Here is a 15780-nt window from a genome sequence, read left to right as displayed (position 1 = left end):
ATCTTCCTTAAGTTTTAATAGCACAAACTACATTATAGTTTCGGTTACTTTTCCGCAGGTTAGCATGGCGTTACCGTAATACGGATTTTTTATCGCCTTTTCATTGCTTAGCCAGCTGCTTTTTTTCATTGGGCAGTATTGCTGATAAATAGGTTCGGCAGATAGTTTTGTGGTTTTAACCAAAGCGATCATCTGATTGGAGAGACCGGAAAAGCAGGCTCTTTGGTTTTTCAGGTCTTTATCGCCGGCTATCTTTGCTGCATCTGTCAACAGGGAGTCCTTGCTTGCTTTGGGCAGTATTTGAGCATCGGTACTGTTGATTGCTTTAACCAGCTGGCCAGCCTTTGAAGCTGCAAGCGCCGCATCTCCGGCAACCAAAGCATCCTTAACATCATAATAGGCGGTAAGCAGTGCCGGTGTATGAACAGCGGCATGGTTGTTTTGCGCAAACCCGGTTTGCACCATAGCGGTTGCCATAAAAGCAACCAGTAAAAACATCTTTTTCATGAGTATCTGTAATTAAAGTTTAACGATCATCATTCCATTTTGATCATTGATTTAACACCACAAAGTTCGGTAACAGACCGGCACTGATTATTACATAATTCGGTGAAAAATTTATAGTATTTTGCAGGTAATAGCGGCAGCCATAGTGTTAATTTACAAGCAATTCAACCACCGGTTTGCATTGGCTTGCAGCGGCAAAAAAACTAAGCGCTGATAACCTGATGTGCAAAAATAATTGAAACTTAAATTCTTTAATAACGTAAACACAGTATATATAAACTATATACTTTAATTAATGATAAACGACACAAATACCTCAGTATTAGTTATCGACGACGAAGAGATGGTAAGGGATAATATTGAAGATATTCTGATCCCCAAAAAACAATCGGCAGAAAGCCTGGATGTTAGTAATGCAGCCAGCTTATTATTTGATACCCCCGCGCCCATACTTGCCCCCCGCACCAGCAATATCCCCGTTTTTACTGTAGATAAGGCGCCTAACGGCATGGAAGGTGTTAAGCGTATTAAAGCGGCGCTGGAAGCCGGCACTCCGTATGCTGTTATATTTCTGGATATGCGCATGCCCGGCTGGAGCGGTTTGGAAACCGCGATAGAAATACGGAAATACGATATTAAAGCCGAAATTATTTTCATAACCGCCTACAGCGATAAATCTATAGACGAAATAGTGGAACAGGCCGGGCAAAATGTAGGCTACCACTGCAAGCCTTATGCCAGCGAAGAAATTATCCAGCTGGCTACCAAAGCGGTAACCGACTATAATAAACTGCGTAACCTGGAACTGCTGATAGAATCTATTTCATCCATCGGCCTTAATAAAAATCAGCTGACATCATTGCTGAAAAACATACTGGACCAGCTGGCAACTTCGGTAGATACCGACATGGCCCTGATCGGTAAATTGCATGATGATATGAGCTATGAAAAGGTTTTATCCATTGGCGCGATGGAAGAAAAAGTGAACCTGGCCGAACTGATATCACGTGTAAAAAACATACCCATAAATAAAGATGAGGTAATACAGGTTGATGAGCTGGTAATGGCGCGCCTGGATCATTACTCGGTTTTTGCAGTGCTGAAAAAACAGGGAAGGCTAAAAGTAGAAAAAATGTACCTGCTTAAGCTTTTTGTACAGAACGCGGCACAGGCTATCCGTAATGCCGAACTGAATGAAATACTGTTGCAAAAAGAAAAACTATCGGCGGTAGGCAATGCAGTGGGTATGGTGATGCATGATCTGCGCTCGCCTATTAAAAACATTAAACTGATCACTAACCTGATGCGTGAAGACGGGCAGGAAAGCGAGCTGCTGGATATGATAGACCAGTCGGCCGAACAGGCATCCGAGATATTTGACGATTTCCTGGACTTTATTAATCATAGCCCTGCAAAAAAATACCCGGTAAGCGTCAATAAAATTATTGACGAAGTAATAGCGCAAACCGAATCGCGGGAGGGGATACATTTTATCAGTATCCGTAAAGATGTACCCGAAAAGATGATTGTACCGGGCGATGAAAGTAAGCTGCGCCGGGCATTAAGCAATATTGTAAACAACTCGGTTGATGTGCTTTATGATAACAAAATACATGCTGCCTGTATTGATATTACGGCTAAAATGCACGATGCCAATCATATCCTGATCACCATAGCCGATAACGGGCCTGGTATCCCGCCCGAGATTTCCCAAACCTTATTTGAGCCATTTGTAACCAAACAAAAAAGCGGCGGCACAGGTTTGGGCCTGGCCATTGTTAAGCAGTTTATTATCGCGCATAACGGCGAAATATCGGTTAAAAATAACCCCGGCGCCGTATTCTCTGTTATATTGCCTTTATAAATAAACTATCCCATACCAATGGAAAAAAACAACCCTGCTATAAATAACACCCAGGCTTTGCCCGAAAACGACCTGGATAAAGAGTTAAAAAAATACAAAGCATTAATCAGCGCATCTAATACCGGGGCATGGGAATACAATATAGCCACAGAGGTATTATGGTGCAATGATATCTATTTTTCGATGCTGGGCCGGGATATCAAAGACTTTGATACATCGGGCCAAAAAAACCTCATCAATTCGTGGGTGAATATGTTGCACCCCGAAGATAAAGCTAACGCCATTGCCAACTTTAAAAGCTATTACAAAAACCCTGAAGGGATGTATGAAAGCTATTTTAGGATGAGCCATAGCGATGGGAGCTGGGTATGGGTGTGGTCGCGGGGTAAATACATTGGCGATGGTATAATAGTTGGCACTGATGTTAATATTACACAACATAAACTTGCAGAAGAAGCCATACAGCAGGAACGGATATTACTGCGCACATTGATAGACAACCTGCCAGATGTGATCTATATTAAGGATGCCGAGGGTAAAAAGATCATCGCCAATAAGGCCGATGTGATATCCATCGGGAAGAAAACCGAGGCCGAGGTTATCGGTAAAAATGATCTGGAGCTTTTCCCTAACGCAATAGGGAAACGCGGCTATGAAGATGATATGCGTGTGGTAAAAGCCGGCGAGGCCATACTAAATAAAGAAGAATTTTTTATTGATGCCGATGGCAGGAAACGCTGGCTGGTAACATCAAAAGTACCTGTCAGGGATGAAACCGGTGCCGTAACCCGTTTGATAGGCATAGGGCATGATATTACAGCACGTAAGGAATCGGAAGAAATACTGAATAAGCTGAATGAAGAGCTTAACCAGCAATCGAAAACGTTAAGCAAACAGGCCGCCGACCTTAAACTGGCCAACGAAGAGATCAACAAGCAAAAAGAACAGGAATTAGAAAAGGCTATAGCACAGGGCAAATTTGAAATTGCATCGGAAGTATTGCACGATATCGGGAACGCTATGGTAGGCTTTGGCTCGCACCTTAACCGTATTAACCGCAGTCTGGAAAAAAACAATGTGGAGACCATTAAAAACCTGGGCGCGTTTTTAAAGGCCCAGCATACGGCCATAGCAGGTATTTTGGGAGAAGATAAAGCCACCGCCCTGGTAACCATTACCGAAGGCATTGCTAAAACCCAGGGCGATAACCGCGCTGAAATAGATGCCTCTATAAGTGAGTTGTTCAACATCATCAGTCATATACAGGAAATCCTGAATATCCAGCGCCAGTTTGTGCGCGGGCATGGCGGCGCGCACGACCGAAAGCCGGTTAACCTGATTAATATTATTGACGACTGCCAGTCGATGCTGTTTGCATCGTTTGATAAACACCGTATAGATTTTAAGGTAAATGTCGCCCCGGGCACTTATGTGATAAAAGGCGACCATACCAAACTGATGCAGGTGATATTAAACATCCTGAAAAACAGCATTGAAGCCATGAACTTTGAGGCTGCGGATAAGCGCATCACATTAAACCTGCATAACGATGATAAGGTGATCGAGCTATCGCTGGTTGATAACGGACAGGGCTTTGATGCCAAAACCGGCGCGTCGTTATTTGAGCGCGGATTTACGACCAAAAAAACGGGAACAGGCCTGGGCCTGTACAATTGCAAATCGATCGTAGAAAGCCATACCGGTTCATTTGATATTAAAAGCGACGGATTGGGCTTAGGGGCGGTTACTACAATCAGGTTTGCTGTATAACAGCAAGAAATACTGCAAACCTTGCAAGCCGCACCGATGAGCAATGGCATTATTTAAGCGTAGGTGCCTGTGAGGACACAGGCACCTGGCAATTATCCCCCGAGGTCTGTGTCCTTACAGACCTCCTGTTATCAAACCACCTATCGCTCCTATATTTTATACCGTTACCGGGATAGCAGCGCCGTTTTTAATGGTGTAAGTCCGTTTATTTGTTCCCTCGGTTACGATGATCGTTAACTGATCTTTTCCTTTCCGTACTACTTCCAGGTCGAATGTTTTACCAAATGCATGGATATTACGCAGGGCCATCTTATCCCATTCCTTTGGCAAACGCGGCGAGCAGTTAAAGCTGTTAAAGCCTATAGGCCGCATGCCAAATAACCCTTCGGTATATATGCGGCAATACAGGCCGCTTTCGGCTGATAGATGCCGCTGGTTACCTTCCGGATAGGCTTCAACCGGGTAAGGCACATGCTCGCCCAGCAGCCTGCGGCGCGAGTAATACTGCAAAAACGTCATTGCCCTTTCCGTTTCGTTGGCCTGCAATACGCCGCGTAAAGCGTATAGGGTAGACCGGTCCCAAAACGTTTCTTTACCGGCCTGGGTTGCCAGCCCGTCGGCTGTCCAAAGGCGCGGCGAAAACAAGGCATCTATGGTACCCTTACTCCGGTTAAAAATATCCACGGTAAGTGGCAAACAGATCCAGGCGCGCAGCACATCATTGGTTTCGTAATATCTATAAGTATCAAACCCTTCCACCTTGCCGCCAAAGTATTTTTCGATATTAGCCTTCAGTTCAGTTGCTTGCCGGGTATACGCATCAGTTTCAGTTTTCGGCTGACGCAATTGCCGGCCCAGGTAAGCTGCAGATATTAATGCATCATAATATAAAGTATTGGTAGCTAAATTAGCTTTACCCGATGGGAACCGCCCCTCCAGTTCATCGCTTTTTGATTCAACCACACCCTGGCTGTTAATATGCCGGCGGCTATATTCCAGGCACCAGGTAATCAGCGGCCAAAGCTTTTTGGCTGTATCGGCATTACCATACGTAAGCGCGTACCGCGAAGCACCATAGGCTATCATGGCCTGGTCGCCACGGTCGCCGGCGCCTTTCCAAACCGTATCGCCCTCGGCCACAATAGAACTCGGCAGGGCTTTGTATTCGGGGTTCATGTATTTAGCAAACAAGCGGTAACAGTTCATGGCCGACAGGTTACCTATCCTATCGCCCGAAAAGGCAAAGAACGGACTTACATATTCGGCCTGGTCATTAGCCCAAATGGCAGCATAATAAGCCAGGCCACCGGGCCCGTGCATATAACCGCCTTTGGTTTTATAAATACTTTCGGTAGCCCTTATTTTAGCAAAGGCAAACTCGGTATTTAATACTTCATCGGGGGTTTGCAACTGCAATGGCGCCTGTATTTCGGCTATGCGGGTTTGCCTGGCCTTTTCTTCGGCATTTATATTTATCGGAAATGGTAATTGCGGTTGGTTGGTAGCCCGGTAACAAACCGCGAAAGTGGTTGATTTACCCGGCTGCAAAACGCGGTTACCATCGTTTAAAGATTGTACAATAACGGTATGCGGCCCACCTTTGCTGCGTGTGGTATCGGTTGTTACTTCGCGGCGCAGATGTTCCATAAATACAGTTACGGGTTTATCGCTGGTGTTGGTCAGTACAAACTCTTCAATCGCCGCGGGCTTATCTACCGAAGGGAATAAAACACGCTCTACATTAACCAAAGCGGGATTGCCCGCTTGTGCCGATATGCGCATAATGCCTTTATGATTAATGCTTTTGGCCTGAAAACCTATATCGCCCGACCGGCCTATGCTTTTAGCCAGGTTGATATTTAATAAGCGGTTATTGACAAATATCCGGGGCAATTCATTATCGGCAAAGGAGTATGAAATATGGCTCCGCGTATTGTCCGGTAACATCCGGAACGTGGGGAACACTACCGTACGGTTAATGATACAAATACCCGCGGTATCTATCCCGTACTGCACCCAAAGCGATATCTTCTCGCCCGACATTTCGATATGATCGGTATGCGGCAGCCTGTCTTTAATTGTCCACGTAATACTGCCGTCGGGTTGTATAGCCCAACGATCTGTTTGTACGGGCAATACCGTTTTTTGTGCAATGGCCTGCTGAGTTACCAGTAATATCCCGGCAAAAAGCAGCTTAATCAATTTTCTTTCCGACATCCTGTCACTGAATTTTCATATCAGCGGGAAGCTGATTTTTACTTACTTGTATGTTTTTTCCGTTTGTGCCTACAAAAGTACCTGCGGTTCCCTGTACTTTGTTATTAACAATAGTGGCGCCGTCTACATCAGTTAGCTTGATAATGGCCAGGCTGCCGCTGGTTTGGGGTATATTACAGTTATTGATCCTGATACCTTTACCGTCCTCGCATATCACAGCCGGGCGCATATCATTGGCTTTTAGTTTAAATTGCACATTGTTTAAGGTTAAACCTTCCACATGCCTTGCCCACACGCCGTAAGCAGGGATCAGGGGACCAAAAGTTTTCACTTCGGGATATTTATCAATAGCCTCGGGGACTATTTGTTGTGCATTTTCAAGGGTACCGCCGCCTGCTAAAGTGATCTCGATATTTTCCAGCGTTAGATTTTTAACCGGATGCCCCGGTACACCGGTGATCAATATGCCTGATGGCGGTTTTAACTGCGCGGTATCGGCAGCCTGGGCTTTTACATTTTTGATGATCACATCTTCTAACGTGCCGGTTTGTTGCTGGGTATCCTGGTCTTTACGAAATACGCTCAACCTTGATCCTAAACGGATCAGGATGGGTGTTTTTACATTTACCATCGTAATATCGGAGATCTCCACATGATGTAAATGCGCGCCATCCACGCTCAGCAATTTGATACCGCCGTTGGTAGTATTATAAATATAGCAGTCGCTGATCTTGATATTTTCAAATGCGGCCATCGATTCGGTACCCATTTTAATGGCGCCCTGCCCGCTTTTTAACCGCATACCGCTTACCGTAATATTGCTGCATGGCATTTTGCTTGATGTGGTTTTAAAACACAAGGCGTCATCGCCGCTGTCGATATCGCAATCTTTAATGGTTACCTGCTGGCAGCCGTCAATATCAATACCATCATTATGGGCCACGCCGCGGCTAACAATTTTTACATTCCGGATATTTACATCCTTACAATGGAAATAGTGCGATGTCCACGCTGCCGAATAGCTTAAAGTAACCCCGCTTACGCTGATTTGCTGGCAGCGTACCATTCTTAGCAGGAATGGGCGGCGCCCCCAGCGCTCTCCTTCGGGGCGGGTGTCGGTTAATATTTGCTGCGCCTTCAGGGCCGATCCGCGCCCGTCTATCACGCCCTCGCCTTCAATGCCTATATTCTTCAGGTCTACCCCCACTACCAGGGCCCATCCTACATGTATCCCCAAACCTTCAACAAAAGGGTCGAGGTTCTGATAGTCGTTAATATCGGTGCTGCCTAATAATACCGCGCCCTTTTGCAATTGCAGGGTGACATTATTTTTTAAAGCGATAGTGCCCGATAAAAACCGGCCGGCCGGAAAGATCACCTTCCCGCCGCCGGTTTGGTTACAATAGTCAATAGCTTTTTGAATAGCTGCCGAATTGAGCGTTTGCCCGTCGCCAACAGCGCCAAATTTTTCGATATTGCAATCTGCTGCCTGCAAAACAGCCGGGAGGGCCATCATACAGCAAGCAAACATCAACCTTTGTATTTTAAACATTTTACTTTTTAACCTCTTTATTGTTCTGTTCAAACCTGATCATTTCGGTACCCGCCAGCAGGAAAGCACCCAGGCCATGCGTATCGTTCAGCTCTTTAGGGCGGGTATAATAAAACTTAATCGCCTCGTCCATATTGGTGCCTATGCAAACATCTTCCAGCTCGCCTTTAGCGTTCACCTTGGCAGACAGGCCTTTCCAGCCTTCTTTAGCTATAGAAATATAGTGCGGGTCTATCCAACCCTCATTAACCGCACGTGCAACTGCATAAGTATACATAGCGGTAACCGAAGTTTCCAGGTACGAATCCGGCTTATCCAGTAACTGGTGCCATAAACCGCTTTGGTCCTGGTAACGGGCGAAGCCTACAATTTGCCTGAGCAATAGGCGGATCAGTTCGGCACGTTTAGGATGATTGGCAGGCAGGTTATTCAACAGTTCGGCCTGGGCCACGGCCAGCCAGCCATTTGCACGACCCCAGTGGCCAACGCCGTTCATTTCCACATCGCTATAATAGTTATGCCAGAAAAGGCCGCTGGGCTGATCGTACAGGTATTTATTGAAATTTTCTACCTGTTTTACCGCATCATCAAAATATTTGCTTTCGCCGGTTAATTTCCCCATACGGGCCAGGAAAGGGATGCTCATATACAGGTCATCAGCCCACATGGTATTTTTACGCGGATTTGGGCGGCACAGCGTACCATCGGCTAAACGTAATTGTTTATTTAAAATATAATCGGCCGAACGCTCTAAATAAGCGCGGTAATCTTTGCGGTTATCCAGGCCGTATACATCGGTTAAGCCGGCCGACATCGCGCCGCAGGCATCCAGATTAGTGATGCTGAATACTGGGTTATATTCTACCTTCGGGTTTTTTGCTTTACGCGATTCTTCGAAATACGACAGGTTATCAAAAATAAAGCTGAAGTTATGCAGACTGTAATCCGAGTACTTTTTATCGTTTAACACTTTAGCGGCCTGCATCATCCCGGTGGTTAATACCCCGTTTACATACATCCATTTGTTGTACTTGCTGTCGGCCTTTACATCGGGCGATATGGCTAAACCTTTGGTCGAATCAAATTTCTCGCCGGTTTTCTCATTCACAAATTTAAACGATGTGTTTTTGATCACATTATCGGCCAGGCGCCTTACTACCTCTTCGGTGTTAGCGGCGGTTTGCCCGTGCGCGGTTATGGCACAAGCTGTGAATAATAGCAGGGATAAATGTTTTTTCATCATTAATTGGTTTTGTATCTTCTCTTTTTGGTTATTTCTTTGATGCCCTTGCAGCCTTTACCTCGGCAACGGTTACCGCGCTGCCTTTATTAGTGAAATTATTGCGTACATAGGTTAATACATCGGCTATTTCCTGGTCTTTTAAAAAACTTTGCGGCGGCATATTGTTGGAGTACGATTCTCCGTCAATCTCCACACTTTGCGAAAACCCGTTCAGCACTACTTTTATCAGCCTTACTTTATCGCCTGTTACATAGGTGGTTTTTATCAGTGGCGGGTTCATATTTGGCACACCGCCCCCATCGGCCTGGTGGCACGAAAGGCAATATTGAAGATATACCTTTTGCCCCCGGGCTATAGATGCTGATATACCAGCCGGGGCGGGTTTTACTTTTGCTTTGGTTTGGGCCAGCAGGCACATGGGTGTAATTAATAACAGGGCTAAGAATAGTTTTTTCATTGATTGATTAATTGATTTTCCTTTATTTTTTAGTGTAGATAATTCGGTATATGGTTCCCTTCACATCGTCGGTTACGTATAATGAACCGTCGGCACCCAGGGCTAAGCCACAGGGGCGGTGCTCGGCGCTGCGGCCGCCTTTTGCTGTATTTTCGGCTGAGCCCGAAAAGTTATCGGCAAATATTTCCCAATCGCCGGCAGGTTTGCCATTTTTAAATGGCTGGAAAACCACACAATAACCTTTTTGCGGCTCGGGCGCGCGGTTCCATGAACCATGGAAGGCAATGAAGGCGCCGTTCCGGTATTTTTCTGGAAACATGGTGCCGGTATAAAAAAGCAGGCCGTTTGGCGCCATATGGCCGGGATACGCGGCTACAGGGTCGATATATTTAGCGTCGGCTTCCTTTCTACCGTCGCCGCCGTACTCGGGGCCCAGTATCTTTTTGTGCTGCAGCTGATCATAGTACATAAATGGCCAGCCAGCGTTATCGCCTTGCTTTAAAGCATACATACACTCGGCAGGTAATTCAGCCGATTGTTTAACGCTGTATAATTCGGGCCACGAACTGTTTAAATTATCGCGGCCATGCTGCATTACAAAAAGCTGGTTATCCTGCTGGTTCCAGTCGAGCCCTACAATATTGCGCAGACCGCTGGCAAACCGGATGCCATCCTTATAGGTTTGGTTCAATTTATTGGCCTTAAACACCCACATACCACCGGCCGAGTCCAGTAAAGGGCAGCCCGGTATCCCCGGCGAGTGCAATCCCCTGTCTTCTACCTGGCAGGCGCTTAAGGGGGCGCCGATATTTACATAGATGTTTCCATCATTATCCAGCACCAGCGATTTTGTTTCGTGCTGGCGGCCGGCCTTTAACCCGTAAACGATGCGCTCGGCATGCAGGGTATCCATCACTTTGCCCTGCGCATCCAGCTTATACCTGTAAACTTCGGTATTAGACGAGGCGTACATATAGCCATCCTTAATATACATGCCCGTACCGCCGTAATTGCCAAAACCGCCGGTTATTTCGGCTTTACCGTTGCTACCTTCGTGCAGGGTAATGATCCCTTTGCCGCCTTTTGGCCTGGCCAGTTTTACATAAATATCGCCCTGAGGGGTTACGCTGATGTGCCGCGCCTTTGCCCCTATGGTAGCTACCTGCAAAGCGCCAAAGCCTTCCGGTAATTTTAATCCCGCGTTGTCCGCGTCGGGTACAACCCTGTTGGCCGATTTTAATCCATAAACAGACAGCGTAACCGCTATAGCAGCGGCGGGTAATATTAAGCGGCTTAAAAATTTATTCTTCATTAGTTAGTTATATTGATGTTTTTGTAAATAAAAGTAAATTTATACTATTGGATGATTATTTATACCCTTGGTTTATACTTACTTTTTAATTACACCTTTTATATCATTAACACCAGGCAATACAGCGGGTGCATTACCCCAGGTATCCTGATAATAGATCATATTTTGCAGGCTTACCCCGGTTGAGTTTTTGAGCTTGATCACCCGGTTATTATCCTGCGGGCGCACCACTTTTACACCAGAGAACTGCGCACCGATCACATCATCTAAAAAAACGGCGTAGCGACTATCCCGTTTCTCGTAATTAAAGCTGCTATTAGTTACCGACAGGTTTTTTACATGCCGCGCCCAGATACCGTATGATGGCTGGATCTTCAGATCGTTAACATTATATTGCCCTACACCAAGCTCGCCGGGTGCATTAAGGGTATCCGTTAGGGGGTTGCCACCCTTTACAATTACATTTACATCATTAAAAGTTACCCCATCAATATAGCCGGTATGTTTGCCGTTGGGGAGTTTAAAATCAAGCCCGCCGCTTACATCGGCAGCATCGGGCAGTTTGTAGCCCGCAATAATAGGGGTTGCCTTGCGCTGCGTGCCATCATAAGGCTTCCATTTTTTACCGCTGTAGGCGCTTCCGCCATAAACTTCGTATATGTCTATACTTTTTAAGCTGATGTTTTCTACCTGCCCTATATTTACATTTTTGATCAGCAGTTCATCATGTTTTTTACCATCATCCGTAAAAACATACCGGCCGGCATCGGCGCCAATAACGCGGCCGCGGTTAGATATGGATATAAAGAACGGCGTTGTAGCCCTGTACATTTTAGAGCGCGAATGAATGGGGCCCGTGCGTCCGCTATTCAGATAAACATCTTTTACATGCGCGCCATCGTTAGTTGAAATGGAGAAACCCGCTTTATTGGCGCCCAGTACATAAATATTATCTACATAAACCTGCATAATATCATCCACCGTTTCAGAGCCTATCTGGATAAGGTTACAGTTGGTATCGCCAATAATATTCCTTACCATATAATTTTTTGCCGGGCGGGTAAAACCTAAAGAACAATCAGAACCGGGTTTTACCACATCGTCCGAACTTACCCTCGAAAATATGTTGGTAACCGTTACGTTGTTACATTCCATAAAATCATATACATCCCGTACGTTGCTTTGATTGTTTTTGCTGATGTAGGTATCGTGTACGTAAATGCCATCGGTACCGGTGGCCAACAGGGCAAAATGGCCCGAACGATCTATCTTGAGCATGTTATCCGCATCAAATAGTTTAGCGTTGCCTTTGCCCATGTAGTAAGGCTCGTTCTTTGCTTCATCGTACCACAGATCCTGCTGATGATAGATCCCTCCTATTTCAAGATTGGTACATAGTTTTAAAGTGAACATTTTATCACTGCGGTTATCCGGCGTATTTTTCATCACACCATCGCCAACAACTAAATTGCCATCGCCGGTAATTTGCCCATTCCCTATAATTTTAATATTATCCAGCCGTTCGCCAAAAAACATGGCGTTCCTGAAGTAATGGTGGCCAACATCCTGCTTGGTCATATAGTTTTCGGGATCGGCATAAGGCCCCATATCCGTAGGTGAAAGGCCCGAGCGGTATTTTTTATCGCTGAACCAGGTAGTCTCGGGTGCGTCGCCGCCTTTCAGCGCCCTGATCACAGCTCCACCATCTACATATAAGTATACGTTACTCATTAAATGAACGGTGCGCACCGGATATTCACCTTTAGAGAACAGCAATGTGCCCCCGCCTATCTGGTTTAAATAAGCAATAGCGCTGTTAATATTCTCGGTATCGTCATTAGTGCCGTTACCTGCCGCGCCAAAACTTTTAACATCCATTTTACCGGTATAAAAGCATACCTGGTTAGAGAAACCTTTACCTGTACCGCCTGCTGCTTTAAGCTTAAAGGTGTACAGTTTATTGGCGACTAAGCCCTTAACTGACGCGGTTGCTGCTTTCAGATCAATATTAGCGGGTGATACCGCCCACGTTTTCCCCTTATCTAACGATTGCATCAATTGCAGGCCTGTTGTGTTGTTGCCTGCGCCCCACTTAAAATCAACTGTGGTATAAGTAGCCGGCGTTTCCATATACCGGAACCCGTTTAGCGCGATCCTTTCCAAATCGGATATGGTGTTGGTTACCGAAAGCTGGGCGGTTTCGTTACCCGTTCCCGAACTGGTCAGCACTTCGGGTTTGGAGGTAGTATAAGTAGCCTTGAACTGGTATTGCCCAACGGCTTTCAGGTTCACACCCTCAATAGTAATTTTAAGATCCGCGCCATTTGCCGGCCTTAGGTCGATGTGACTGAAACTAAGGATCGTCCCTTCGGCGGGAGCTTTTAATATTTCAACGCTGCCTACCTGATGGTAGGAGTATTTAGTGCCAGTACGGCCAATAGATTGTGTAGCTAATCCGCTTAATTTAACATCGCCGCGACCTATAACATTTACTTTGGTGTTTTCCATAGTAGCATGGATACCGGCCGGGAGGTAAATTTTCACTGATGCATCCGGACTGCGCTGCCCCGCTGTAAAATAAAGTGTTAAAGTATGGCTGGTATTAACCGTAAAGGCCGCTTGCCCTAAGCTAAGGCTGCCGCTAAGCGCCATTGGCTTTACAACTATATGATATGACCGGTGCGATAAGCCATCCTGTGATGTAACTGTTAAATGATCGCCGGTTAAGATCTCGCCATCGTTTTTTGGGGTACCGTTTTTATCGGTTACAATGTATTTCTGTACCGATCCGTCTGCAGATGCGAGCTGCGAAGACAAGTGCTGCACATCGGTTTTGGTTGATACCAGACCGGCATCTTCGGGCGTATCAACTGTAAATAAATAAGTACTGCCGGTTGCAAGTACCAAGGTATCTTTATTTATACGGCTAATATTGGCAGCATTTTTACCAAATGTAATTGCGGCACTGCTGCCCTGCTGCTGCCCCACTGCATCAGAGGCCGAAAAAATTAAACCAGTTAAAATTAATACTAATACTTTTCTCATTTACTAATATATATGTCCCCTATTTTTAAACGCCTTACAATCGCAGTAGCCCCGGCGGAGAACCGGGGCTGTATACTGCAAACCAATCCAATTTATAGGACTTTAAATTTCATTTACTTAATTCCAACCAGGGAAGTACCTGCTATTATCATATTTAGGGCCAACAATGGTACCATCAACCTGCGCTTGCGGAATTGGCCGCAATACATGAAAAGCCTTTATGTTTGCCCTTGCATCGGCATTATGCTGTATAACCCGCGGCAAAAGCTTCCCGGTTCGTACCAAATCCTGCCAGCGCGATAATTCACCGCACAGTTCCCTGGCCCGTTCATCCAAAATAAAATCGATATTCATGCTGCTTACCGTAACATCCATTGCTGCCACGTTACCTGTTGGATAGGCCGCCCTTTCACGAATGGCGTTAACAAAAGGCAACGCTTCGGCGGGGCGGTTATCCATAATCAGCGCTTCGGCCGCTATCAGATAAGTTTCGGCCAGCCGGTAAATAATGATAGGCCTTATCGAAGGCGCGTTCTGATCCGACCGTTTATCGTCATAATATTTGGTCAATGTTGGATACAGGGTGTTCACATATTTACTTGGCGGCAAAACCTGGTAACGGTATTTGGCAATCTGCGTTGCTGTAAGTTCAATTCCAGGCATCCAGATAGCGGTATCGCCTACCGCGTACTTTGGTTTATTTGACGCGTCTTTTGGTATAGTAGCCGCATTATTAGCTATCCATACAGATTGAAAAGATTTAAAATAACGGGTATCGTTAGTTTTATCTTTAAAGGCTGTATCCAGCAGCCAGCGGGTTGGCATTACACGGGCATACGGGCGGCCATCCATTACATCGCGCTGCATACCTGGCTGCAATTCATATCTCGGAACAAAAAGATGGACGTATAAATTATCGGGGCCGCTGTTATTTTGCGTGGCCGAACCATTATAAGCCACACTTGCAGTGTGCTCCACAGCCCATAATACCTCGGTATTGGTTTCGTTACCCTGGGCTGATACTTTGCCAAAATCGGCCAGCAGTTTTACACCGCCTGCAGGCGCAACCGTGTTAATAGCATTAGTAGCTGTTAAAGCGGCATTTTTAAAATCATCCGCTGCTTTTGCACTTGAGTAACCGCGGGTTAAATATACCTTGGCCAATACGTGCATAGCTGCAATTTTGGTGGCTTTACCTGCCAATACATTAGCAGTTTGCGGGGTTGCAGGCAGTAAGGCTATAGCATCGTTTAAATCACTGATAATAAACTGATAAACATCGGCTATTTTATCACGTGTTGCAGAAAGGGTTGGCACCGACTGGTAATGCACGTTTAAGGTTACATCGGCCCAGTTTTGCACTAAAATAAAATAGTAATTAGCACGCAAAAATTTGGCTTCGGCTACCATTTGATTCTTTAAGGTAGCATCCATGGTGGTTAATGTTGCCGCGTTATCAATTAACCCGTTACAGGTATTGATATAGGTGTAGCAATTTTTCCATATACCTAAAACGGTACCGTCTGATGTATTGAAACCGCTGCTGTATCTTACCAAAGCACCTGTTCCGTCTATACCGGCCTGAAATTCGTCTGTACCGCCAACGGCCATTTCAAAATAGGTATCAGGCCCATAAATGGTTCTGAACCCGGCATAGGCTGCATCTAAGCCCGCCTGAAAGCCTTGTGAAGTGGTGAAAAAATCAGGGGTTAGGTTTGATATCGGTTTTTCTTCCAGTTTTTTATTACACCCCGAGTTTATTGTTACAATAAGCAATGCGGCTAATATATATATTGGTAGTCTTTTCATAACT

Annotated in this window: 10 protein-coding genes; 2 read left to right on the top strand and 8 right to left on the bottom strand. The window is 45.6% G+C overall.

The window, feature by feature from the left end; genetic code table 11:
* Positions 1 to 27: 27 nt before the first annotated feature.
* On the bottom strand, positions 28 to 507 hold the full coding sequence (locus tag AC07M6_RS19100) for a DUF3347 domain-containing protein (protein ID WP_494892199.1): 480 nt from the start codon (positions 505 to 507) through the stop codon (positions 28 to 30).
* Between the two features lie 295 nt (positions 508 to 802).
* Here AC07M6_RS19100 and AC07M6_RS19095 point away from each other — a divergent pair, with 295 nt between their 5' ends.
* Together AC07M6_RS19095 and AC07M6_RS19090 are read left to right on the top strand one after the other, a co-directional pair.
* A complete protein-coding gene (locus AC07M6_RS19095; RefSeq protein ID WP_494892197.1) occupies positions 803 to 2371 on the top strand; it encodes an ATP-binding protein in 1569 nt (522 codons plus the stop codon).
* An 18-nt stretch (positions 2372 to 2389) separates the two neighbouring features.
* Positions 2390 to 4141 (top strand): PAS domain S-box protein, encoded by a 1752-nt coding sequence (locus AC07M6_RS19090; protein ID WP_494892195.1) that lies wholly within the window; start codon positions 2390 to 2392, stop codon positions 4139 to 4141.
* A gap of 156 nt (positions 4142 to 4297) precedes the next feature.
* Here the strand turns inward: AC07M6_RS19090 and AC07M6_RS19085 are convergent, their stop codons facing one another.
* The 7 genes from AC07M6_RS19085 to AC07M6_RS19055 all read right to left on the bottom strand — a co-directional run bounded on the left by AC07M6_RS19085 (position 4298) and on the right by AC07M6_RS19055 (position 15776).
* Entirely contained in the window at positions 4298 to 6358 is a 2061-nt protein-coding gene (locus tag AC07M6_RS19085; protein WP_494892194.1) for a hypothetical protein, read from the bottom strand.
* Positions 6359 to 6362: 4 nt separating this feature from the next.
* Complete coding sequence (locus AC07M6_RS19080; protein ID WP_494892193.1) at positions 6363 to 7910, bottom strand: glycoside hydrolase family 28 protein; 1548 nt, start codon at positions 7908 to 7910, stop codon at positions 6363 to 6365.
* A gap of 1 nt (position 7911) precedes the next feature.
* Positions 7912 to 9153, bottom strand: coding sequence for a glycoside hydrolase family 88/105 protein (locus AC07M6_RS19075; protein ID WP_494892192.1), 1242 nt, complete (start codon positions 9151 to 9153; stop codon positions 7912 to 7914).
* A gap of 28 nt (positions 9154 to 9181) precedes the next feature.
* Complete coding sequence (locus AC07M6_RS19070; protein WP_494892190.1) at positions 9182 to 9610, bottom strand: c-type cytochrome; 429 nt, start codon at positions 9608 to 9610, stop codon at positions 9182 to 9184.
* Between the two features lie 22 nt (positions 9611 to 9632).
* A complete protein-coding gene (locus AC07M6_RS19065; protein WP_494892189.1) occupies positions 9633 to 10922 on the bottom strand; it encodes a PQQ-dependent sugar dehydrogenase in 1290 nt (429 codons plus the stop codon).
* A gap of 78 nt (positions 10923 to 11000) precedes the next feature.
* Positions 11001 to 13967 (bottom strand): endopygalactorunase, encoded by a 2967-nt coding sequence (locus AC07M6_RS19060; RefSeq protein WP_494892188.1) that lies wholly within the window; start codon positions 13965 to 13967, stop codon positions 11001 to 11003.
* A gap of 117 nt (positions 13968 to 14084) precedes the next feature.
* Positions 14085 to 15776, bottom strand: a complete 1692-nt coding sequence (locus tag AC07M6_RS19055; RefSeq protein WP_494892186.1) for a RagB/SusD family nutrient uptake outer membrane protein — start codon at positions 15774 to 15776, stop codon at positions 14085 to 14087.
* Between the last annotated feature and the right edge of the window lie 4 nt (positions 15777 to 15780).

The organism is Mucilaginibacter sp. GW821-FHT07H05 (assembly GCF_059418485.1).
Note: the sequence above shows the minus strand (reverse complement) of the source record. Positions and strands in the feature narration are given on the sequence as shown.

Bases quoted from the DNA above. Each gene is read 5' to 3' on its own strand.
- AC07M6_RS19100 (WP_494892199.1), bottom strand. From the start codon at position 507: ATGAAAAAGATGTTTTTACTGGTTGCTTTTATGGCAACCGCTATGGTG.
- AC07M6_RS19085 (WP_494892194.1), bottom strand. From the start codon at position 6,358: ATGTCGGAAAGAAAATTGATTAAGCTGCTTTTTGCCGGGATATTACTG.
- AC07M6_RS19060 (WP_494892188.1), bottom strand. From the start codon at position 13,967: ATGAGAAAAGTATTAGTATTAATTTTAACTGGTTTAATTTTTTCGGCC.
- AC07M6_RS19065 (WP_494892189.1), bottom strand. From the start codon at position 10,922: ATGAAGAATAAATTTTTAAGCCGCTTAATATTACCCGCCGCTGCTATA.
- AC07M6_RS19070 (WP_494892190.1), bottom strand. From the start codon at position 9,610: ATGAAAAAACTATTCTTAGCCCTGTTATTAATTACACCCATGTGCCTG.
- AC07M6_RS19080 (WP_494892193.1), bottom strand. From the start codon at position 7,910: ATGTTTAAAATACAAAGGTTGATGTTTGCTTGCTGTATGATGGCCCTC.
- AC07M6_RS19095 (WP_494892197.1), top strand. From the start codon at position 803: ATGATAAACGACACAAATACCTCAGTATTAGTTATCGACGACGAAGAG.
- AC07M6_RS19055 (WP_494892186.1), bottom strand. From the start codon at position 15,776: ATGAAAAGACTACCAATATATATATTAGCCGCATTGCTTATTGTAACA.
- AC07M6_RS19090 (WP_494892195.1), top strand. From the start codon at position 2,390: ATGGAAAAAAACAACCCTGCTATAAATAACACCCAGGCTTTGCCCGAA.
- AC07M6_RS19075 (WP_494892192.1), bottom strand. From the start codon at position 9,153: ATGATGAAAAAACATTTATCCCTGCTATTATTCACAGCTTGTGCCATA.